The organism is Rhodobacteraceae bacterium M385, assembly GCA_025141835.1.
Lineage (GTDB): Bacteria > Pseudomonadota > Alphaproteobacteria > Rhodobacterales > Rhodobacteraceae > Gymnodinialimonas.
Window position 1 is genome coordinate 2,601,996 of the sequence record CP081102.1, and the last position, 20,712, is coordinate 2,622,707.

The 20,712-nt window shown below is 55.7% G+C and carries 18 protein-coding genes and 2 pseudogenes; 7 read left to right on the forward strand and 13 right to left on the reverse strand.

Features of this window, described 5'->3' with window-relative positions:
- Nucleotides 1-28: 28 nt before the first annotated feature.
- Entirely contained in the window at nucleotides 29-382 is a 354-nt protein-coding gene (locus K3728_12650; protein UWQ94557.1) for a hypothetical protein, read from the reverse strand.
- Between the two features lie 928 nt (nucleotides 383-1,310).
- Here K3728_12650 and K3728_12655 point away from each other — a divergent pair.
- On the forward strand, nucleotides 1,311-1,676 hold the full coding sequence (locus tag K3728_12655; GenBank protein ID UWQ94558.1) for a hypothetical protein: 366 nt from the start codon (nucleotides 1,311-1,313) through the stop codon (nucleotides 1,674-1,676).
- Nucleotides 1,677-1,698: 22 nt separating this feature from the next.
- Here K3728_12655 and K3728_12660 read toward each other — a convergent pair whose 3' ends face one another.
- From K3728_12660 to K3728_12675, 4 genes are all read right to left on the reverse strand, one after another.
- Nucleotides 1,699-2,187, reverse strand: coding sequence for an invasion associated locus B family protein (locus K3728_12660; GenBank protein UWQ94559.1), 489 nt, complete (start codon nucleotides 2,185-2,187; stop codon nucleotides 1,699-1,701).
- Between the two features lie 8 nt (nucleotides 2,188-2,195).
- Nucleotides 2,196-4,655 carry an autotransporter domain-containing protein gene (locus K3728_12665; protein ID UWQ94560.1) on the reverse strand — a complete coding sequence of 820 codons (2,460 nt, stop codon included), beginning with the start codon at nucleotides 4,653-4,655 and terminating at the stop codon, nucleotides 2,196-2,198.
- Nucleotides 4,656-4,696: 41 nt separating this feature from the next.
- Nucleotides 4,697-5,257 (reverse strand): hypothetical protein, encoded by a 561-nt coding sequence (locus tag K3728_12670; GenBank protein UWQ94561.1) that lies wholly within the window; start codon nucleotides 5,255-5,257, stop codon nucleotides 4,697-4,699.
- A 779-nt stretch (nucleotides 5,258-6,036) separates the two neighbouring features.
- Nucleotides 6,037-6,234, reverse strand: a complete 198-nt coding sequence (locus K3728_12675; protein UWQ94562.1) for a ParD-like family protein — start codon at nucleotides 6,232-6,234, stop codon at nucleotides 6,037-6,039.
- Nucleotides 6,235-6,320: 86 nt separating this feature from the next.
- Here K3728_12675 and K3728_12680 point away from each other — a divergent pair.
- Nucleotides 6,321-7,739 (forward strand): annotated as a pseudogene (locus K3728_12680) (IS3 family transposase).
- A gap of 138 nt (nucleotides 7,740-7,877) precedes the next feature.
- Here K3728_12680 and K3728_12685 read toward each other — a convergent pair.
- From K3728_12685 to K3728_12715, 7 genes are read right to left on the reverse strand one after another with little or no spacing between them, the layout of a single operon-like run.
- Nucleotides 7,878-8,798: a fumarylacetoacetate hydrolase family protein gene (locus K3728_12685; protein ID UWQ94563.1), complete on the reverse strand. Its 921-nt coding sequence runs from the start codon at nucleotides 8,796-8,798 to the stop codon at nucleotides 7,878-7,880.
- Entirely contained in the window at nucleotides 8,795-9,544 is a 750-nt protein-coding gene (locus K3728_12690) for a glutathione S-transferase family protein (protein ID UWQ97549.1), read from the reverse strand. Before K3728_12690 ends, K3728_12685 begins: the two co-directional genes overlap by 4 nt.
- Nucleotides 9,545-9,547: 3 nt before the next feature.
- Entirely contained in the window at nucleotides 9,548-10,546 is a 999-nt protein-coding gene (locus tag K3728_12695) for an MBL fold metallo-hydrolase (protein UWQ94564.1), read from the reverse strand.
- A gap of 12 nt (nucleotides 10,547-10,558) precedes the next feature.
- The gene (locus K3728_12700) at nucleotides 10,559-11,866 is read right to left on the reverse strand and encodes a TRAP transporter large permease (protein ID UWQ94565.1); all 1,308 of its coding nucleotides are present in this window, start codon (nucleotides 11,864-11,866) and stop codon (nucleotides 10,559-10,561) included.
- On the reverse strand, nucleotides 11,863-12,429 hold the full coding sequence (locus K3728_12705; GenBank protein UWQ94566.1) for a TRAP transporter small permease: 567 nt from the start codon (nucleotides 12,427-12,429) through the stop codon (nucleotides 11,863-11,865). The genes K3728_12700 and K3728_12705 overlap by 4 nt, the downstream gene beginning before the upstream one ends.
- Nucleotides 12,426-13,490, reverse strand: coding sequence for a C4-dicarboxylate TRAP transporter substrate-binding protein (locus tag K3728_12710; GenBank protein UWQ94567.1), 1,065 nt, complete (start codon nucleotides 13,488-13,490; stop codon nucleotides 12,426-12,428). The genes K3728_12705 and K3728_12710 overlap by 4 nt, the downstream gene beginning before the upstream one ends.
- 49 nt (nucleotides 13,491-13,539) lie before the next feature.
- Nucleotides 13,540-14,259 (reverse strand): TetR family transcriptional regulator, encoded by a 720-nt coding sequence (locus K3728_12715; protein UWQ94568.1) that lies wholly within the window; start codon nucleotides 14,257-14,259, stop codon nucleotides 13,540-13,542.
- A 1,148-nt stretch (nucleotides 14,260-15,407) separates the two neighbouring features.
- Between K3728_12715 and K3728_12720 the strand changes: the two are divergent.
- From K3728_12720 to K3728_12740, 5 genes and pseudogenes are all read left to right on the forward strand, one after another.
- A pseudogene (locus tag K3728_12720) lies at nucleotides 15,408-16,263 on the forward strand (hypothetical protein).
- A gap of 41 nt (nucleotides 16,264-16,304) precedes the next feature.
- Complete coding sequence (locus tag K3728_12725) at nucleotides 16,305-16,733, forward strand: MobC family plasmid mobilization relaxosome protein (protein ID UWQ97550.1); 429 nt, start codon at nucleotides 16,305-16,307, stop codon at nucleotides 16,731-16,733.
- The gene (locus K3728_12730; GenBank protein UWQ94569.1) at nucleotides 16,727-18,280 is read left to right on the forward strand and encodes a relaxase/mobilization nuclease domain-containing protein; all 1,554 of its coding nucleotides are present in this window, start codon (nucleotides 16,727-16,729) and stop codon (nucleotides 18,278-18,280) included. The genes K3728_12725 and K3728_12730 overlap by 7 nt, the downstream gene beginning before the upstream one ends.
- Before the next feature lie 219 nt (nucleotides 18,281-18,499).
- The gene (locus K3728_12735; GenBank protein UWQ94570.1) at nucleotides 18,500-18,826 is read left to right on the forward strand and encodes a hypothetical protein; all 327 of its coding nucleotides are present in this window, start codon (nucleotides 18,500-18,502) and stop codon (nucleotides 18,824-18,826) included.
- 183 nt (nucleotides 18,827-19,009) lie between these two features.
- Nucleotides 19,010-19,453 (forward strand): hypothetical protein, encoded by a 444-nt coding sequence (locus K3728_12740; protein UWQ94571.1) that lies wholly within the window; start codon nucleotides 19,010-19,012, stop codon nucleotides 19,451-19,453.
- Nucleotides 19,454-19,528: 75 nt separating this feature from the next.
- Here K3728_12740 and K3728_12745 read toward each other — a convergent pair whose 3' ends face one another.
- Entirely contained in the window at nucleotides 19,529-20,452 is a 924-nt protein-coding gene (locus K3728_12745) for a DUF2971 domain-containing protein (protein UWQ94572.1), read from the reverse strand.
- Between the last annotated feature and the right edge of the window lie 260 nt (nucleotides 20,453-20,712).

The window sequence follows — 20,712 nt, forward strand, 5'->3', positions numbered from 1 at the left end:
AAGAGGTGATCGCAGCGGGGCTGCTGTTTTATGATCCATCCAGATCAAGCCCCGCTAGGCATGCGTTTGCGAGGTCACGGTCTGGGCTATCTGCACCGGGAAGAGTCGCCCACCCGGTTTCCATCATTGCATTGCGGCGGCTAGTGCCTGTGAGACTTCGGAGGTTTGCGAGTTGCGCGGCGCGTTCTGGATCAGCCGCCGACGTGCTTAGGCACAACGGAACCATCGCCAACGTCACCTCTTCCGCTGCCAAATCCTGTGCCATGGCCTGGGCGCTGCCGTTCGTTGTCCAGCCGCCCCAAGTGAAGCCGAGGATAGAAATCGCAATCGCGCCACCCACAGCACCGTAGATGCCGGGTTTCGTCCATTCAGGAAAAGTCATTTTTTGATCCTTTGGCGGAGAAAGCGCCGCCGCGCTGTTTTGCACTGACAAAATACTTGTCAGCGTCTTCTCTAATCTTCATCGATCCACATGACGCATCTCACGCCCTGCCGCAGTGGATGGGACCGCTCCGGCCTCCAAAGCGAATAGACCCAACGCCCGAGGAGGCAGGGTCACGGGCGACACCACAGACCTTCGGTCCAAGCGTCAGAACCCGACCAAGGCACGTAACCGTTGAGTTTTAGATGTAGATGTAGATGTAGATGATCGCAGTTGGCTCTGGCAGGCGACATTCGGCTGCGAGAGAAGACCACAACTTTGTAGGTGTAACGTAGTACATAAAGACCCGAATTACAATGTAAGCCGACCTTTCCTCGATGTTATCTTTACCCATAGCCGTGAGATGAAGAGCGCGAACGCGCCACCAGTCTTGAATACTCGAAGTTCGCCCGCAAAGCTTCACACCTATTCAGATTGCTCTTAGAAACGGGCAACCACCCAGGCCGCCGCAAGGGTTGGAGTGGACCTGTCACGCTTTTGTGCCGCCCCCAAATGCCGACACATTTTTGATCATAATCTTGTTGCTACAGGCTGTTTCATCCAAGAACCGACTAAGTCGCATTCATTATGCTTTCGACAAGTTTGACTCAATGCAGACTTCGGTAGCGCAGCGGCCCACGCGTGGTCGTGCCTACGCTCGAATAGCTTCGCCTTCAAAAGCTGAGATACCAGCGCAAACAGTCCGCATTAAGCGATTGGCGCTTTCGCATCTGATCCTTTCCGACGACCCGACCTGCGGTGAGCAAGGCTAGCAAGACGCCATTGATCCGCACTGGGACGGCGTGCATACAAATTGGTTATGATCGAGCTCTAGCACGGTTCAGCCGCCACATTAGCTGCGTCGCTTATGAGACCGTTAGGAGATGCAATGAAAACCATTCAAGCAAAAGCAGGGAAATCGACAAAAATCCTAAGCAAGTTCTCAAATTCGAGCACCAGAACTTACAGTTTTTCCGCTTCGCCTGTATCAGGTGAGGATGCGCCATCGGGCACCGTTGAAGTGAAGGGATCAAACTGGATATTTCCCGGACGCCCGACATTCCACCCCCTCAAGGCGAACAACATTGTCACCAAATCAATGTGGAACGTCTCTTTCAAAGTGTTCGTAATCCCTGAACAGGATGTGAACATCGAGACAAAATTCGGGAAAAAGAAATGGCCGCTACTGATTGCCGCCGTTGTAATTGGAATTGTGGGGGTGGCTGCCGCCATCATAATGATCAGCGCCCGCTGAAAGCGCATTATCTGCACAGAGCCTATCCCGCGACGAGAGAGGCAGCGCGGTCGCGGGCCGCGGACAGTCCTTCCATTTCAAGGACAAACGTGGCCATCTCACCGCTGTCGAAGATGATGACGCTGACCGACAGGGTGTCACCGCTGGCAAAGCCATCCAGAACGTCGGTCTCAAACCCCAATTGTACGAGGCAGCCAATCGGCATGCACGTGGAGATCGGCACCGCCGCGTCCAGGGCCACGCCGCCAAGGCTTAGTTGCACGCCCGCTTGCAGTGCCAAGCCGAACGGCAGTTGAAGTGTGCCTGCCATACGGTCGGCTCCAGCCTCCTGCAAGGTGAGGATGACAACCCGTTGATTGGTCTCCGCGTCTAGTAGCGTCTGACTGACCACACAGGTCGCATCAACGCATTCGATCAGCCAGTTGCCGACCGTATCACGCACAGGTTCCGCGTCCTGCGCCGTTGCCATTCCGGTCATCGCGACCAATAAAAGGCCCGCTCGAATTGCCATGCCTTCGATCAAAATTGGATCTCGAAGGTTAGGTTTGCACGATACGATTGCGCGTTGGCGCTGAGTTCACCGATGTAATCCATCGACAACGCCGTTGTGTCGGTTAGCTGGATTGCGGCCCCGAGCCCGAGGGTGAAGCTGTCCCGCGCCAATGGCACGCCTGCGATATTCACCGAGGGAGAGCCGCCAAGGCTGACGTTGGAAAGGGGCGACGTATCACCGAAAACATGATGATAACCAAGGCTACCGTTTGCCTCGACCACTGTATTTCCAAACGTAACCTCGCGGGCAAAGCGAACACCAAGATGGGCTGTTGTCAGATCATGACTTGCGGCCGCGACCGTCAATGCGGCGGCCCCACCTGTCTCGGCAAATCCATCTACCTCCAACCTCGTGTAAGACAGGCCCGCAAAGGGCTGTAGCATTAAGTCATTGATGTAATGGCCATAACTGGCCTCCACGCTGACCGAAAAGGCCGCGGCGCCGTAGTCGGCGCCAAGCCGATCCGTGAATGCGCCAGCAGCAACATTCCTCTGCGTCTCAATCGCGTAGTCCGAGTAGACGGCCGAATAGCTAAGCGTAATCGGGTCGATTTGGGCGGAGCCATAGAGGCCGAAATGGGCGCCGCTGGTGCTGCCGGTGGATGCGCGGCCATCCACATCAAAGCTGCTTTCGGTGAAGCCGAGCATTACCCCAAACGAGCGGCTCGCGTCCTGCATCAACGGCGTGCCTGCAAAGACGCCGAACTGAGTGCCATCCATGGTGGCAGCTACGCCGTCGCTCCGGTTTTCATACCAAGCGCCGAAGATCGTGCCCCACGCCAAAGACCCGCCTGACGTGCCGCCGATGCCTTGGCTCACTTCAACCGCGCCACCGCTGCTGCCGGGCGTCGGGGCGGCTCCAAGGGCGAGCTGTGAGGCTTGCAGCAGATGGGTCTGGCCCGAGGCATGGATTTCTCCCGATACCAGGTTCAGGGATGTAGGAGCCGCGGCCTCTCCAGCGCCCCATATCGCAGTCGTCACGGGTGAGGTTGGGCCCGCTCCATTCAGCAATTCCGCGGTGGCTATTTGGTTTGGCGTGGTTGCGACGCTTGTCAGATCGATATTGTTACGGGCCAATGTCAAAACGGCCGAATTGGCAGTATATGTTACCGATGCATCCAGGGCCGACAAGCTTGAGGTAACTATCCCAAAGGTGCCCGATACCGAACCAGCAGTAATAAACGTGTAAGAGTTATTCCACGGGTAGGTGCTACCGTCCTCTCCCGCTGTCTCCGATGTGATGGCCAGGGTCGCACCGGAATCAATCGTGACATTTCCCGTAGCGGCCAACAGATCGGCGTTGCCTGCACCGTCAACCTCCAAAGCAAATGTGCTGCCACTGGCAAGCGATGCATCACCTACGACGGTGACTGTGCCGATGGAGTTGCCCGGCGCAATCGTGCCCCCGCCATTCACCGTCAATTGCCCCAACCCGCCCGAACCGCCAATTACGCCGGTCCCGCTGACGGAAACTGGGCTCGCGATCTGACCATCGACCAGCAAGGTACCCCCGCTAACCGAAGTGTTCCCGGTATAGCTATTGACCCCACTTAGCGTAAGAGTGCCCGCATTGGTCAGGCTCAGCCCGCCAGTGCCTGACAACACACCCGAAAAGGCCGTCGTGTCAGTCCCTGCCAAGGTCAGTGTGTTGGCGTTCAGGCTCACCATTCCGGTGCCCGATAGCGAGCCGATCGTCTCGTCGGACAGTAGCGTCAATGCCCCTGCAACCGCTACGCCACTTTCGTCGCCAATAGCAAAGCCGCCTGTCACAGCCAACGTACCGCCGGTGATGGTCGTTGCCCCCGAATAGGTGTTGTTCCCACTAAGCGTAAGATTGCCCGAATTAGTCAGGCTCAGACCGCCGCTACCAGACAAAACACCGGAAAAGCTCGTCGCGCCTGGACCCGCAATGGTTAGTGTGCTGGCGTCCAGGTCCACACTGCCCGCGCCCGAAAGCGAATCGATCGTCTCGTTTGACAGCACGCGCAAAGTACCTGCACCCGAAATCGAGACGTCACTTTCGTCGCCAATCGCGTTGCCGCCATTCACCACAAACGTACCGGTAGTGATGGTGGTGCTGCCGGAATCAGTGCTGTCGGCTGAGTTCACGGTGAACGTGTTGGAGGCATTGCCCGTATTCACCTCCAACGCCACAACACCGTTGACGCCATCCTGAAAAGATCCGTCAAAAGTCCCAGCGCCGTTAAAAGTAAATGTCGCCAAACCCGCAGGGTTGGATGTGACAATTCCAGTGCCCGACAGGTCGGGTGACAACACATCATAACCATTCAGATTCAACGTGCCGTCGATGACCAGTACGCGGTTCCATAGAACGGTGTTGTTGCCTGCACGCAATGTACCATCCGCAACGGTGGTCGCCCCCCCGTAGGTATTGGCGCCTGACAAGGTTACTGTTCCGGACTGCACGGTGACCGCCGTCCGACCGGACCCATTGGAAATCACTCCAGTCAGGTCGATTTCCGCGCCACCTGTTGTCGACAGCAAGAGTGTGGTGTTCCCCCCCCGCTGTTCGTAATTGCGCCGCCGAAGGTCATGTCAGTTGTCGCCAAGATGCCAAGATCCGCTCCGTTGGTATCCAGCGTCACTGAAGACGCCAACGCAGTTGCTTGCACGTCACTGTAGGTCAGAGTCGCTTCGGCCCCACTGTTGTCGAACTGAAGGGTGCCATTGCTGATTACGTCAATTGCGTTCACTTCAACGGAGCCGATCGTCACGCTGACACCGCCAAGGTCTACATCTGGAAATGAATTCCCGGCTGGTATGTCGAAATCCGCAAGATCGCCCGTGCTGGGCACAACCCCAGTATCCCAACTGGAAGCGTCTCCGAAATTTGCAGTACTTACACCAATCCATACCGCATCCTGCGCCTGCACCGTGCCGCCGAGAACGAGCGTCACCCCCGTCGCCAGAACAAATATTAGTTCCGTCGCACGGCCCAACCGACAACATTTACGTAGACTGCGTTGACGCAGCCCTAATTGCGTTCGGTCCGCGCACAATTCGATCATTCGAAAATCCTAAACAAAAAGTCTTTTAATTGGTCGCATAATTTTCAATATTAATCAATGATTTAGGCTATGAGCAAAACTGCCGGTGACCTGCTCTCCTGACATGTCCTAAGATTGAGGTCGGGGCCAGAAACCACAGCAACCTTGAGGTGAGTGGCGTCGATGGAAATGGTCTTGTTGTCCAGCGCTTCGTTGGTCAATCCGATCATGATCCGGGCGAAAACACCCTGTTGGTGACCTCTCTCGAACAAGTGGCGTTCAGCCACCCACCTCCAACGCTTCCATCGCTTGTGCAATGTCGTCGGAGGTCCATCCTCGACAGGAGCATCGTACCAACCTAACCCAATAAATTGATGGGAATAATTCTGCTCAGGAAAAGGCGGTCATCTTCAAGGAAGCGCCCTCGACTCCTCGGAAAATACGGGCAAAGCCGCTCCATTTAGGCCTCGCTCAGCCTCGTCCCCCGAAAAATTGGAGCTTTGATGCATGCAGTCGGCAAGCAGATCAATGGGAAGTGAGCCTAAATCCACTTTCGAAATGTCACTGACGAGTTTGTCGCCTCCCGTATTTTCTGAGTATTCTTCTATCGCCTAAGCTGACGTGTACTGGGCGAAAACAAGCTGCCGGACAGCTTTGAAACTGTTAAATAATCGGGCAGAAAGCGGTCGTTCGCTGCGGCTCGCACCAAGGTCGGCTATGCGGACGAAGATGCCGTTAGATGCCGCCTAGCAGACGACCGCTTCGCCCAACTCGCAACCTAACAGCGGGAGCATCAAGTTTCAGGCTGCTTCGATTTCCGGCACCTGCACATCGGCGTTCTTGAGTTGCTGCGCCATAATCTCCGTAAGCGGCAAGGTCGGGTTTAATTCGGCAAGCATACCGACCTTCATCCAGAATTCGGCCTGCGCATTGATCAAACGGCACATGACCGAACTGGACTTGCGCAGTTGCTCTTGCAGATCGTCCCCGATTTTCACTGTCTGACGTCAGTGCTTATGGGTCCAATTAGGGCAATTTGCTATGAGAGGGTTTGTTGCTCATCGTAGCCACCAAGGAGTGGACGATGAGAAAGACAACCAAGAGCCCCGGCGAGGAGGTTGTCAAAGACATCAAGCGTGCAACGCGCAAGCATTATTCATCCGAAGAGAAGATCCGGATCGTGCTGCATGGCCTGCGTGGCGAGGATAGCATTGCTGAGCTGTGCCGTCGTGAAGGCATATCGCAGGGTATTTATTACAAGTGGTCGAAGGACTTCATGGACTGCTGAGGGAGCGCCATCGGTCCGAGTGACCGATAGCAGGGTAAGAAGCATTTGGCTGGCGATACGGCACGTGCAGCGAACACTGACGAAGTGAAGGAACTGCGCCGCGAAGCAAAAGATCTGAAGGAAGTCGTCGCAGAGCAGACGCTCGAACTGCGTCTTCTCAAAAAAGCATGTTCGACGGTGGGGGCGATCACGAATGAGGTATCCCGCATTTGAAAATGCTGATGATCATACGGCTGGTCGAGGAAAGCCACCTGTCGGCGCGCCAGACATTGGCCAAACTGGGCATTCCGCGCACCATCTTCTACCGCTGGTACGACTGTTATCTACGGCGTGGTGAGGCTGGGTTGCAGGATCAATCTTCGAAGCCAAGACACGTCTGGAACCGGGTGCCTGACGAGGTGAAACGCAAGGTTGTCGACTTCGCCTTGCAGGAGACGGAGCTGTCACCGCGTGAGCTGGCCGTGACGTTCACGGATCAAGAACGCTACTTTGTATCGGAATCCACAGTGTATCGCGTGCTCAAGGCGCATGATCTGATAACCAGCCCGGCGTTCATCCTCCTGAAAGCAGCCGATGAGTTCCAGCACAAGACGACGGCCGTCAACCAGCTTTGGCAAACCGACTTCACCTATATTAAAGTGCTTGGGTGTGGCTGGTTCTATCTCAGCACAGTTCTCGACGATTACAGCCACTACATCGTCTCGTGGAAGCTTTGCACGACCATGCGGGCAGAAGACGTGACCAATACGCTAGACCTCGCATTGAAGGCGTCTGGGTGCGATCAGGTTCACGTCGTTCATAAGCCGCGCCTGCTCAGCGACAACGGTTCTAATTATGTCTCAGGTGATCTGGCCGGATGGCTGAAGGACAAAGGCATGAAGCACTCGCGCGGTGCACCCTATCATCCGCAAACCCAGAACAAGATCGCCCCCTCTCGGCAGATTGCGATGCAATTGCCTGCCGGGCAATGGATGGCACCAAACCCTCAAGAACCGCATCTTGCTGGAAAACTACTTCCTACCCGGTGACCTTGAAGCTCAGATCGAAAGCTTCGTCGATCACTACAATCACCAACGCTACCACGAGAGCCTCAACAACGTCACACCCGCCGACGTCTACTTCGGGCGTAATAAAGCCATTCTGAAACAACGAGAAAGGATCAAACGAAAGACACTCGAAGCGCGGCGCTTGCATCACCGCCAGCGAGCCGCATAATCAAACAAACCAGATGAGCCAAACTATCTCTTAGTTTAGGCGCCATGTGGTCCCAAAAACTTTGACGACGAACATTTCACCGCAGCTTCCACAAATCGGACATCGGAAATAAAAAGTGCTCCGTGCGTGTACCGGAAATCACTGTTGACCAATGCTGTTCTTTAGAACGCCCAACCCATCTACCGTAAGTGCAACTCTGTCGCCCGATTTCAGAAAACGCCCAAGCTCCAGGCCACAGCCATTGCCGACGGTGCCAGAGCCGATGACTTCGCCGGGCCATAGGGTCTCATCTCTGGAGATATGAGCCAAAACACGTGAAAAACTGTGGTGCATTGTGTTTGAATTTCCCTGCGACCAGATCTTTCCGTTTACCGTTGCGGTCATGTCCAATCCGTCAACTGGATCAACCTCGTCCGGTGTTACCAGCCAGGGGCCCAAAGCGTTGGCAGTGTCCCAGTCTTTTCCTTTTGCAGGGCCTAAAGAGCCCGCCATCTCGGCGATCTGATGGTCACGCGCTGAAAAGTCGTTGAAGATCATATAGCCTGCTATGTGCTTGTGGGCGTCGGCTTCGACGATATCGCGCCCTGCCCGGCCGATCACCGCTGCAATCTCCAGTTCGTAATCGAGCCTTGTCTCACCTTTCGGCCAGAGAATTTCGTCCTCGGGTCCGGAGACTGCGAAGCGGTTGCCTTTGTAATAGATCGGCTGATCGTACCAGATTTGTGGAACGTCGATGTCCTCTGGCGATACCCGACCGGGCGCTTGTCCGAAAAGATGACGATTGGCTCGGGCTTGGCGCAAGTGCTTCTCAAAACACAACGCATCGCGCATCTGTGCAGGGCGCGGCAGCGGAGCACGCAACCTAACTTCACCCAAAGCACGGCGATCTTTGCTGGTTTGTGCAGCGGATCGGGCCGCGCTCATGGCCTCCGGCCCGGCATCTAGCAATGCTCGCATCGAGGCGAAAGCCGGAACGCTTGCGTCTAGAACAGCAATCTCTTCACCGGCAAGCACGCCAATGTATTGCCCCGCACCATCGTCGAAAGTAACAAGTTTCATGCTGGCCTCTGCAGGTCTTCATAGATATCTGAAAGGCGCGCGCCTGAGGCATAGGTTGCAGTGAAGGCCGGGCGCTTTTGGATCGCAGTCCACCAGCGCGTCACGCCCGGCAGGTCGGACCAAGTGTCGGCTAAGCCCAAATCCTCCATCCGATCGATTGTCGGGACGACGCAAAAATCTGCAAGCGTCAGGGCGTCACCTACGAGCCAATCGTGCTTCTGCAAGGCGCCCTCCATACGCTCGACTGTTTGGCGCAATCGGTCGAGGGACGCTTGATGTTCAGTATCATCAAAGCCGTCCCGCCCCATTTTCTGATAGAAATGCTTGCGAAGTGGCCGAATTTCCGCGTTCTCAGCTCGGTCCTCTTCGCTCAAGTCACGGCTGTGCCGCACAAACACACGGTTGAATGACGGCACCCGAATTGCAGTAGTAGGCACCTCCTCCAAAAAACGCAGCCAAGCGCGCATTTGCGCACGACCGTAGGCATCCGCCGGCGCAAGAGGCATTTCAGGGAAACGCTCCTCCAAGTATTCCATGATGACCGAGCTATCGACGACGGGTCGGCCGTCATCAAGAAGCGTGGGCACGACACCGTTCGGGTTCAGCTTCAGATATTCAGGGCTCAAATGTTCCTTCTTGCGAAAGTCGAGCCGGGTATCGGTAAAGGGCAAGCCTTTTTCATGCAGCGTCAGTCGGACTTTTTGCGAGCACGTCGAATAGGGATTATTCAGAAGTTCCAGAGCCATCATTTAGGTCCCTTTTCTTGTGGCACAGCCGCAAGCGGCGTCATGGGGGCAAACCGCACCGGCGCGGAAGCGCAGCATCTGCCGAAATATTTCGTCCTTGGGAGGATTGACCGCTCCGCCGGAAAGCTCGCGGTATACAGTGGCGACGTTGGCGACGATACGTTCGCGGTCGAGCCAATCGTCAGACGTCGCCCGCGCCAGATCATATGCTGCCTCGTCCCATGAAAGTCCGGCTTCATATCTTGCGGCGGATCCGTCACGGATCATCACCAAATAGTCGCGCATAGCACGCAGCTCTTTCGGGCCACTAACAGGCCCATGGCCCGGCACGACTGTCTCCACATCCCATGATAGGATCGCCTCACAGGCATTAATCCAGTTGCTGATGGGCCCGACCCAAAGGATTGGATGGCTGCCAGAGAACAAAAGGTCACCAGTGAACACAGTCCGGGCATCAGGAAGGTGAACCACGATATCGCCTTTGGTATGGGCCGGGCCAAATTCGTGAAGGTGTATCGCCCGGTCGCCTAAAGTCAGGCTCGTATGGCCGGTAAACTGCTCGGTTGGTGGGGTGTGACGTATGTCGGAAAAATCAAATCGGACACCCATTGTTTCATGCATGAACCGACCTGCATTGCCATGATCGCGCCAATTTTCCATCATTGCCAAGAACTCAGGTGCAGTGCGTTCTTCCATCTCATCGGCGCAAGCTTTTGAGGCAATGATGCGTGCGCCCTCGATCAGTGAGTTACCAAAAGTGTGATCGCCGTTGGCATGGGTGTTGACCAGAATGTCGATCTCAGCCGCTTCGGGTGCGGCTTTGCGATAGACCTCCAGCATGTCGCGGGTCAGCGCCCCTGTGAAAAGTGTGTCGACCAAAAGGGATTTGCCATCGGCCACGATCAATCCGCTATTGCTCCACCCCCAAGAGCCATCGCTTTGGATGTAGGCAAACAAGCCATTGCCGAGGTCTGTCAGAGTGCGGGTCACGTCATTGTACATCTGACTGCTCCGTTACTGGATGAGGAAAAGGGCGAGCGCGGGGAACAGCAGGACAAGAAATGTCATTCCCACCATCACCAGCGCGAATGGGGCCGCACCCGCGAAAATGTCCGTCAGACCAATTCGTTTGTCGTCAAGGTTTGACTTAATGACAAAGCATGCGACCCCGAGCGGCGGGGTTAGCAACCCAACCTCCACAGCGATAATCGTGACAATGCCGAACCAAACAAGATCAACTCCGAATGGCATGACAACGGGTAGGATCAGCGGCACAAGGATCAGCAGAATTGAGGCGCTATCGAGGATCGTGCCCAGAAGCACGATCGCGACCAAGTACAAGACAAGAACCGCGAATAGGCCCAGGTTATAGACGGCCAGAAGATCAGCCATTGCGCCGGGCAATCCGGTCAGTGCCAACAGACGCGAATACATATGAGCGGCGATCAAAAGGAACGTGATCGAGGCGGTAACTTGACCCGTTTCCAGCAACATGCGCCCCATCGCTTTGAAGCCTAGACGACCCTTGACCATCGCGACGATAAACGCACCGAACGCGCCGACACCCCCGGCCTCCGTCGGCGTGAAGAAACCGCCATAGATGCCGCCTAAAACGAGCACCACCAAAGCGATGATCGGCGCTGCTTTCAGGAACATCTCCCTCCCCCCCATGACAGGCATATCGTTGTCACGTGGATTGCCTGTGAAACCCGGTGCAAATCGGGTGAGGAGCATGATGAGAATGCAAAAAAACAAGGCGAGAAGGAGGCCGGGAACAATGCCCGCCGTAAACAGATCGCCGATAGAGACCTCTGCAATGATCCCGAACAGGATTAGCAACAGCGAAGGTGGGATCAGCATTCCAAGCACCGAGGACCCGGCCACAACGCCGACCGAGAAACGTGGTGAATAGCCTTGACGCATCAGTTCCGGGACGGCGACCTTGGTAAAGACCGAGGCTGACGCAATAGATGTGCCGTTCACCGCCGCAAAGATTGCATTGGCAAAAACGGTCGCAATTGCCAATCCGCCCTTGAAGCGCCGGAATATCTGGCCTGCGACGTCGAACACATCGCGTCCAAGTCCCGAGGCCCCCACGAGCACCCCCATCAAGACAAAGAGCGGGATCACCCCGAAGGAGTATTTCGCAATGCTGTCCATAGCGGCATTCGACAAAAGCGAACCAGCAATGTCCCAACGGCCGCGCACGAGGTAGACGCCGATAAATGATACCAGCGACAGCGCGATCGCCACATGCATCCCAGACTGAATCAGAACAAGGATCGCCACAATTGAAAGGACGCCGATTTCAACGTTGCTCATTGTGCATTCCCCGCACTGGCGTGAGGCGTTCGGAAGCCCTCACGTGCCAGCAAGACTGTTAATAGTGCGTAGTTCAGTGCCGTAAGGGCGCAGCCTACGAGGACGGCCACGACGAAGGGCCAGCGGGGTAGTGTAAAGATGCGGTAGAGGCCGACTGTTTCGCGATCCTCGATCGCCGAAGCGACATCTGGCGCTATGTACCATAGCAAGATCAATAGCATCACTGTGCCGACAGCATGGTGAAAACTATCGAAGAAGTATCCGATACGCGGGCTCCGCCGCTCGATACGACTAAGGATGATATCTGACCGGATGTTTCGGCCAGTGATCGTCGCAAAGGGCAATTGTAAAAAGACAACGGTCACGATCGCAGCGCTGACAATCTCGGCCGTCGCGGGCACGGGGGCGCCGAAAGCCCCCCGCCCTATCACGTCCGCATTGATCAACAACATGATCGTGACCGTCCCGAGCCCCCCAATCACCGCCACGGCGAGCGAAAGGGTTCTAAGAAACCGAAGAACTGGTCCGTTCGTCAAATCGGAGATGTGGGAGGCTTCGCTCATTCCGCGGTCCAATCACGCGCAAACTCGATACCCGCCTCTTGCGCAAGCCGCATGTAGGTTTCGAGTACTTGGGTGCCGGGCATACCACGGGCATCTAGATCAGCCGCCCATTCCAAGGCCACGTTTGGCATTTGAGCGGCGTAGGCTTCACGTACCTCAGTCGACAAGTCAGAGATTGTGGCACCAGCCTCGGACGCGATGTCCAAGCTGACCTGCCCGCCTTCGAAGTAATCAGTTGCCGTCTGATCGCGATATTGCTCTGACACCTCAAGGATTATTGCCTGGACATCTTCGGGGAGGCGCTCCCATGTGTCGAGGTTGACGGTCAAGGCTGACGAATACTGCGCCCCGAAATTGATCCGTGTGATATAGGGCGCGACCTCATAGAAGTCGTAAGGGGCAACGGCAGATTCAAAGGTCATTACACCGTCAACCAACCCAGTCGAAAGCGAGTTATAGAAACTGGGCAAAGCACCCGACACCGGAATAGCACCACTGCCATTGAGCCAGTTCAGCGCAAGACCTGCTGTGCCGATGCGGCGACCATCGAGGTCCGCAATCTCTTCGATCGGGAAGTTCGTAACAAAGTGGTATGTGTCAATGCCGACAGGGGCGAGAACCATTTGGTTGTGACGTTCCCAACCTTCGTTCATCTCAGGAATTTCATCGTGGAGTTGGCTGATGACTTGCATCAGCAAAGGCAAATCGTTTGTGCCGAAGGGGGTGACGTAAGTAATTTGTTCCAATGGAACGGCGTCAGCTTCAAACAAATGCGGGACGTAGCCGAAATCTGCAATGCCGTCTTCGACGGCTTCCAACACGCCACGGACATCGGCAACTGATCCAGCGTAGGCTTGGGTCCATTCAATCGAATGTTCACTGCCCGCCTCTTCTAAACGCCGATTGATTTCGGGAATGAAAAAGTCGCGCACAGCGGCGACGCCTTTCGTGACTGGTGGGTGTCCCGCCACAACGGTCAGGTTGAACGTCTCGGCGTTTGTCATGGATGTCGTCAGACAAAGCAGCCCAACAAGGGCAATTTTCGTAGGTAGTCGTGACATGTGGTTTCCTCCCAGAAAATGTCAGTCATTAGCATTGGCTGTGTGCGGATTAGCTGTTCGAGTTTGCGAGTGTTCCGTCGTCAGTTGTTATGAAGGAGCTCGTGAGAAAGCGGACCAAAGCGTCGCGCATCTCGGTCGTTTCCGCGGTCGAACACAGCCCACTTGAAAGTCGGTTGATGCGATTGGTTACGCCCCGATCGCTGAGAGTGAGAACCGTCGCGCCAACCATCATATGGTAGCGCCAGTTCACCTCTTTGGTCGAAAGATGCGGGGCAGCTTGCTGTAGAAGATTAATGAAGCGATGCGCCATCGTGTCGAGCTCTTCCTTTACGACAGCGTTTGTCCAAGCCGTTGGATTGGCACGGTGTTTCAATACGAAGTGCGAAAGCAGAACGCCATCGCGGGGCTCGTCGGTACTAACGTAAGCATCGACAAATACAGTGACGATCTCCTCGACGCTCGGAGCTCTTCCCTCTTGCTCCGCGAGGTTTAGGACGGCGTCCAGTGCGGCCATCCGAAGATCGGCGCTCTCGCGCGCGACACGTCGAAACACTGCGACAGCGAGGTTTTCCTTCCCACCGAAGTGGTACGAGACAGCGGCAAGATTGGCATTTGACCGTTCTGCCAGAGCGCGCATCGTGACGCCCTCGATCCCACGTTCTGCAAACATCGATGCAGCGGCATCAAGTATTCGATCAAGAGTCGCTTCATCTGTTTTTGATTCTAAACGCATGTTTGAAACATACGTTTGAATTTTATCAGCTGTCAACCTGCGCTCCTAGATCAACTGAATGGCGAACGCCAAATAGACCTAGGACTTCCACATTTTGAGAAGTTTGAAGGCCGTAAGGAGTCTTCATGGGGCTGGCTAGTGGTCGCCTACGGCTGACAAGCAGTGACCGCGAAAGCGGGCTCGCAGCGCGGATCGGCGAAGACTCAGCACACAGATCCGAGGCTAGAGCGCATCTGCGAGGCAAACTCAATTGGGTTGCCACTCTCAATCTCGCTTACACCACCCAACGCATTTTTCCCAATTCATGGCCCATCTAAAACGTATGAAAGTTATTTGTATCAGCAGCTTAAGATGTTTCTTTCCACAGATAGCGTATTTTAGCTCCAAAACATGGGGGTTATCGCCCACGACGGGTCTGCGTTTCCCCAACTAGCAGGGTGGCCATCTGAACAGCGATGGAAAGGACAGGACGTGCAAAAGTATCTCACCCTCCGTGAAGTCTCTCAAAATCTTGGTGGGCGCAGCCGCTCGGCAATTTACACCGATCTGGCGGCCGGTCGGTTACCGCACAACCTCTGAAACTGGGTGGCCGCGTCTACTGGCCGGAATCTGACCTTAAGAACAGCCTGCGTGAGCTGGCTTCGGCTGCGATTGCGCCTTCAGCGAAAGATGGCGCGTAATGTCTGGGCGGTTGCGCCAGCGATAGAATGTCCGTGCTGTTATCTGAACTTGCCTGATTGCATCCTAGCGCGGCATTTCCTGTCCGCACAGCACCTCAACTTGCCGTAACTTAGCAACAATCTCTTCCGGCTTGTGGTGTTTGCTTCCCATGTTTGGTCCTCCATTTTCTAACTATAGCGGCTGACCAACCCAGTGCAGGAGGATCAGAGTGGTGCCATAGGTTTGAGGCTGACGTTTTCAGAAGGTGAGCAACAGACGCCAACTAAAGGCCATAGGGTGTATATCTATGGGATAAATTAGAATCGACTTAAAATATTACAAATCAATAGCTTATAGATTCCAAATGGTGCCCGGGGGCGGAATCGAACCACCGACACGAGGATTTTCAAACCGAAGCTTATTGATAAGGCTCAACAGCTTAGGACCGGAAAATTTGTCAAACCCACAACGGCGCATCAAGGACTTAGCTGTGAATTGTCAAACCTTGGCCGCGAGGCGATTCGATGAGCTGGCGAGTGGCGAATGCATGTGCCGAGCGGAAATTCGGGAGTGCCACGCGCAAGCAGATCATCATGTTTCTGGCGGACAAGGCCTCGGATGATGGCTCGGGCATCTGGTGTTCGAAGGGAACGATCCAGCGGCACACCGAACTTGGCGAGACCACGGTCAAGCGAACTTTGCGCGAGTTCCTGAAAGAAGGCATTCTGGTCGAGACTGGCGCACGCACCTGCAAGAACGGTTTCACGGTCGTTTACCGGATCGATTTAGCTAAGGTTGAAGAACTAGAACCGACCGCAGAACCCGAAATTGAGACGGGGGCCACAGTGGACCCCGTCCAGACTGGCCCCGGAACGGGGGCCACAGTGGCCGGGGTACCGGGGCCACCACGGCCCCCAAACCATCCTAAAACCATCCATAAACCACCTACGCGCGAGCGCGGGGCGGTGGAGGATGAAGAGGCTGAGAAGATTTTGGCCGCCTATCCGCCCGACCGTATGCGCGGGAAGGGCTGAGTGCCTCAGTCGGATAAGGGAGGCTTTGGACGCTGGGACAGAGGTCGAGGACCTGTTGCAGGCCGTGAATGCCTACGCAGCGGACAGCGCGGGCTTCACCCGCTCCAAGGTTTGTTTCTCGGACAACTGGTTCAGGTCGGGACGGTGGCGGGCTTATGTTGAAGACATCGCCAAAGGCCGAGAAGAGACGAAGGCCAAGGAGGCCGAGATGCTTGCAGGCTTGGCAAACTGGGTGGCGGACAAGCACCCTCTTTGCCGCCACATCACACCCGGCCAGATCGACGCTCTGCTGGCTGCAAAGTTGGTCACACAGGCGCAAATTCAGTCGGCGGGCCTCAGATCATGAGCACCACCGATCCCACCGAAGCGCCAACAGCAAGGCGACCCATGTCATACGCTGGCGCTGCTGACACGGGACCTTGCGAGGGGCGACACGCCTCCCCTTCGAACCCCACCGGCGCGGGCAAAGCCCTTGCCAAAGAACCGCTGACAGAGACCTTCGTCTTCCGCTGCACCGCGTCCGAGAAGGCCCAGCTTCGCACCAAGGCCGAGGCCGCTGGCCTGCCCGCCTCGACCCTTCTGCGCGAGGCGCTTGGCCTGACCGAGGCCCGCCGCCGCAAGGCTATCCCGCGCGTCGATCCTGCGCTGGTGCTGGCGGTCGGGCGCATCGGCGGCAACCTCAACCAGATCGCCCGCTGGCTGAACCACGCCATGAAGGTCGGGCGCACCGACCTCGACACGCTGACCGTCGCGCGCCGCCTTGTGGTGATCGAACGCCAGCTTGCCGCGCTCCTCGATGAGGCGCGGCGGTGCTGATCAAGTTCTTCCCCAACGGCAAAGGCGCGGGCGCAGGGCCGGTCGGCTACCTCGTGGCCGAGCGCGTGCTGGCCTATGACGGCAACCGCGACCTGATCCGCGATGCGGAGGGCCAGCCGATGACCGTCACCCGCGATCCGCTGCCCGAAGTCCTGCGCGGCAACCCTGAGCGCACCGAGGTCCTCATCGATGCCAGCCGCCACCAGTGGACCTACCGCGCGGGCGTGATCAGCTTTGCCGGCAGCGATGCGCCCACCGAGGAACAGCAGGCCGAGGTCATGGACCACTTCGAGCGTCTGGCCTTCGCGGGGCTGGACCCTGAGCAATATGAGGTGCTCTGGGTCCGCCATCGCCACGAAGGCCGGGTCGAGCTCCATTTCTGCACGCCGCGCCTGGAGCTGACCACGGGCAAGAGTCTCAATATCGCACCACCCGGCTACCAGAATGCCTATGACAGCCTGCGGGACGTCATGAACCAGCGCCATGTCTGGGCCGATCCGATGGACGTGGATCGCGCACAGGAGGTCCGTGACACCATCGAGGCCCCGACCCGCGCCCAGGGCCGCGACGAGTTGCACGCCTGGATACAGGATCAGATCGATATGGGCCTGATCACTGATCGCGCGAGCATGGTCGACGCCCTCACCGAGGCAGGCTTCGACCTGCCGCGCACCGGCAAGGCCTACCTCACCGCCCGCGACCCCGGGACCGGCGAGCGCTGGCGGCTGAAAGGAGAGATTTTCCATGAAGACTGGCAAGCCGACCCGACTGAGCGAGAAGCTGAACGCGGAACTGGACACGATACGGCAGGACTACGCCGCCTCGATCTCGTCCCAGCTCAAGAGCTTCAGGATCGATTTGAAGAACATTGTGGGCGCCGCGCAGCATACCATCGCGAGCGATACGCGCCGGTTTCAGAGCGAGACAGCGAACATTTTCGAGACGCGGCTGAGGTCGATCCGCCTTTGGCTGACGATCTCACCCTGGCTGATCGCGGCGATGGTGCTGACGGGGATCGCCTCGATGATGGCCGCGAGCTTTTTCTGGACGGTGCATCTGACACGTTCGGAACTGATGGAGATGGGCCTGACGCGGATCGAACGGCCCGAGGCGACCTGGCTGATCCTGGACCCATCGAAAACGCGCCTGCGCACATGCACGATGAGCGAGCGGCGCGTGACCTGCATTCGGATCGAGGAGGATTAGATGACCCAACTGTCAGCATTGGAACGCGACTTGCTCGCCTGCGTCGAGCGCTTGGTGACGGCCTCAGAGGCCTCCGCGAAGGACTTGACCGCCTTGGAGACACGCTCGACCGGCAGGATCGAGACGGAACTGGCTGGCTTGAAAGACTGCGTGACCTTGCTCATTCGGTCTCAAGCCGCATCCATGAAGGCCTTGAGCGGATTGCTGAACGACGAGGCGAACTACAAGACGCTGGACGAGAGCTTGCAGCAGAGCTTGACCTTAGCGAGGGCCGCCGCCGAGAGATTGAAGGACAGCTAGACAGCCAGGAGGCGCATGCGGAGAGGGGGTTGCGGCATTGAACAGCGACAATTCGACCACGGAAGCACCCACCTTCAGTGCATTTGAGTTGTGGCTGACTGTCAGTTGGTAAGCTGTATTCATTTAGACTGCTGGTGTGTGCCAGCCAAATTTTCAGCCTCAAAGGTGGTGAAACGCTTCGAAGTTGGCGTGGAAAAAGCTACGCTGAGGCCGAAATGGTTTGCCGCTCATTCATTGAGCGCAACACTCTGGAGGCCGGAATGAAAAACAGTCTTGAAAGAAACTTTTCGGCAGCACACCTCACCCCCACTTATTTCCTCACGCGCCGTCATGAAGATCTCAATGTATTTTTGAAGGCTGCATTGATGGGCGCTGAAAGCAAGAAACTTCATAGTCCTGAAAAAATTGGTCCCCTATGGAGACTGCTTCGAAAAAAGGGTACCGGATGGGGAACGCCCCTAGACTGGACGAACCCAGATAGAAATGTAGCACTATTCTTGGACACTGCATTCCAAATGGGTATAGCTCAGGCATTCTCATCCTTTGACAGGTTTCTAGATGAGTGCTCGGCAGAATTTGACCGATAAAATAGTTTTTTTGGCGCAGCGGATGACATCAATCTTCGCGACGATGACGCCGCTGCAACTCGCGGCGACAAGCTCTCTCATCTCTATGAGCGGATTTCTCTCGACACAACGAGTGTAGATTTCTTCATCCCATTTTTTCAATATTATCAAGAGCTAAGGAATTGCATCGTTCACCGCGCAGGCGTGGCTAGCCACGGATCGGTTGCCGCATATAAGCGCATTGTCGATAGCAGTGCGCTGACCCAGTGGTCCAGTCAAACCGGGCACATCGGACCAATCCAGCTTTCTGAGCCTGAATTTGATCGTTGCTTGAGCCTTCAGATCAACGATGTGCTTTTGGCATCAACAACGCTTGTCATTATCGCACGGGACATAAGCGTGCAGATTTGCAGTCGGGTATCGGTTGATGGACTGACCTATCTTGCATCACGATCAGTTATCCGTGACATCGAACAAGACCCAAGCGCTAAGTGGTTGAATAACAAAACGTTTGAAGGCGCAGTTGCTGCATTTCTGGGAGAGTTTAACAGGCTGGGAGCGGTTCGGTCCAAAGATGTGCTAGAAGTCATGAAGCGCGTTGATTGCTTCAGTCTCGGCAATAGAGCCTTCCTGTCCGCCAAAGCGTAAGTCACGCGTAACCTTGTTGAGCCTTTACTGTTTCGACGAGCATATCTTGTCGGATAAGGACTTGACTTGGATGTCCTATCGTCTCTTGCGTTCAATATTGCGAACACCTTCAAAATAGCTCTCTAGCTGCCCATAATGATCAAGAATTCTAAATGGATTGCCCCGTGCGGCATCGTCTGCATGTGATTCAGTAATCGAGCACCAAACGCACAAATCGCCGCCAGATGGGATTGGTTCTGAACAACTCTCGCATATGCCTAGAGCCTCAGTGACTTCCCCTTTCTCGAAGATGAAGACGCTTTCACCCGTTGATCGCATGTATGGTAGCGCCAGGCTTTTTCCGATGCTGAGTTGGTACCAGTCGATGTCATTTTCCTGGCACAACTCAATACTGATCGCTTTCTTGTCTTCAGGTATTTTGCTGCCAACGATCATCGCGGTCACACAATCAGTTGGTATGAACAGGATGTCATTTCCTGCGACGTCCTCCACGTATTGGTTTCTGTCAACCAATCTACATTCTTGCTCGTAGCTCCAGTCTTGATACTTCGAAAAGTAGGCTTCGGTGAGGACTTGTTGGCGCAGCCAAACTGCATGCCTAGGTTTCTTTGTTGCCGCCACTCGTTCCAAAGATGATGCAAGGCTTGGATTGGGTCCCGCCTTGTAGTCAACATCACAGATTTCGATTTCTTCAAAGGTTTCCTGCAAAGTGCTCGCGTCAAATTCGAGCACGAACCCAGAGTGGTTTTGCGCGTAGTGCGCCCACATAGGAGCGACATTCGGTGATTTGGAGAAGCACGTTGTTGGAAACTGTGGCAGTTCCTGAACGATATCTTGGTACGTGGCAAGGCTCTCCGTTGTCACATCCAAGTCTACGCCGAGGAACAGTTCGTAGGGGTCGTTGTAGTCCTTAGGAAGCGAGCATTTGACACCGCAATAGTCATCCCGTTGAAACACCAAGTCCATGACGTCACTGGAAAAATACTTATAGATTTTCAAAGTCTTAGGTCTCTCTTTCTTGTGCAATAGCTGATCAAGCTAACGACTTTGGCCTTCATTCAAAAGAGCAGGGTAATCGTCAGTTTGCGGCAGGTGGTTGATCTCGGAAGCTTCGATCTTCCGTTTCATTCTCATTATACCAAAGATTGTAGGCAAGTTCACTCAGTACGTCAGGGTCGTGTTGACCAAGCGTGCAAGGCGCGTCGCAGCGTTGGGCGTGTCGTCCTTTTGATAAACTGTTCGATCCGCGTCCGACGCGC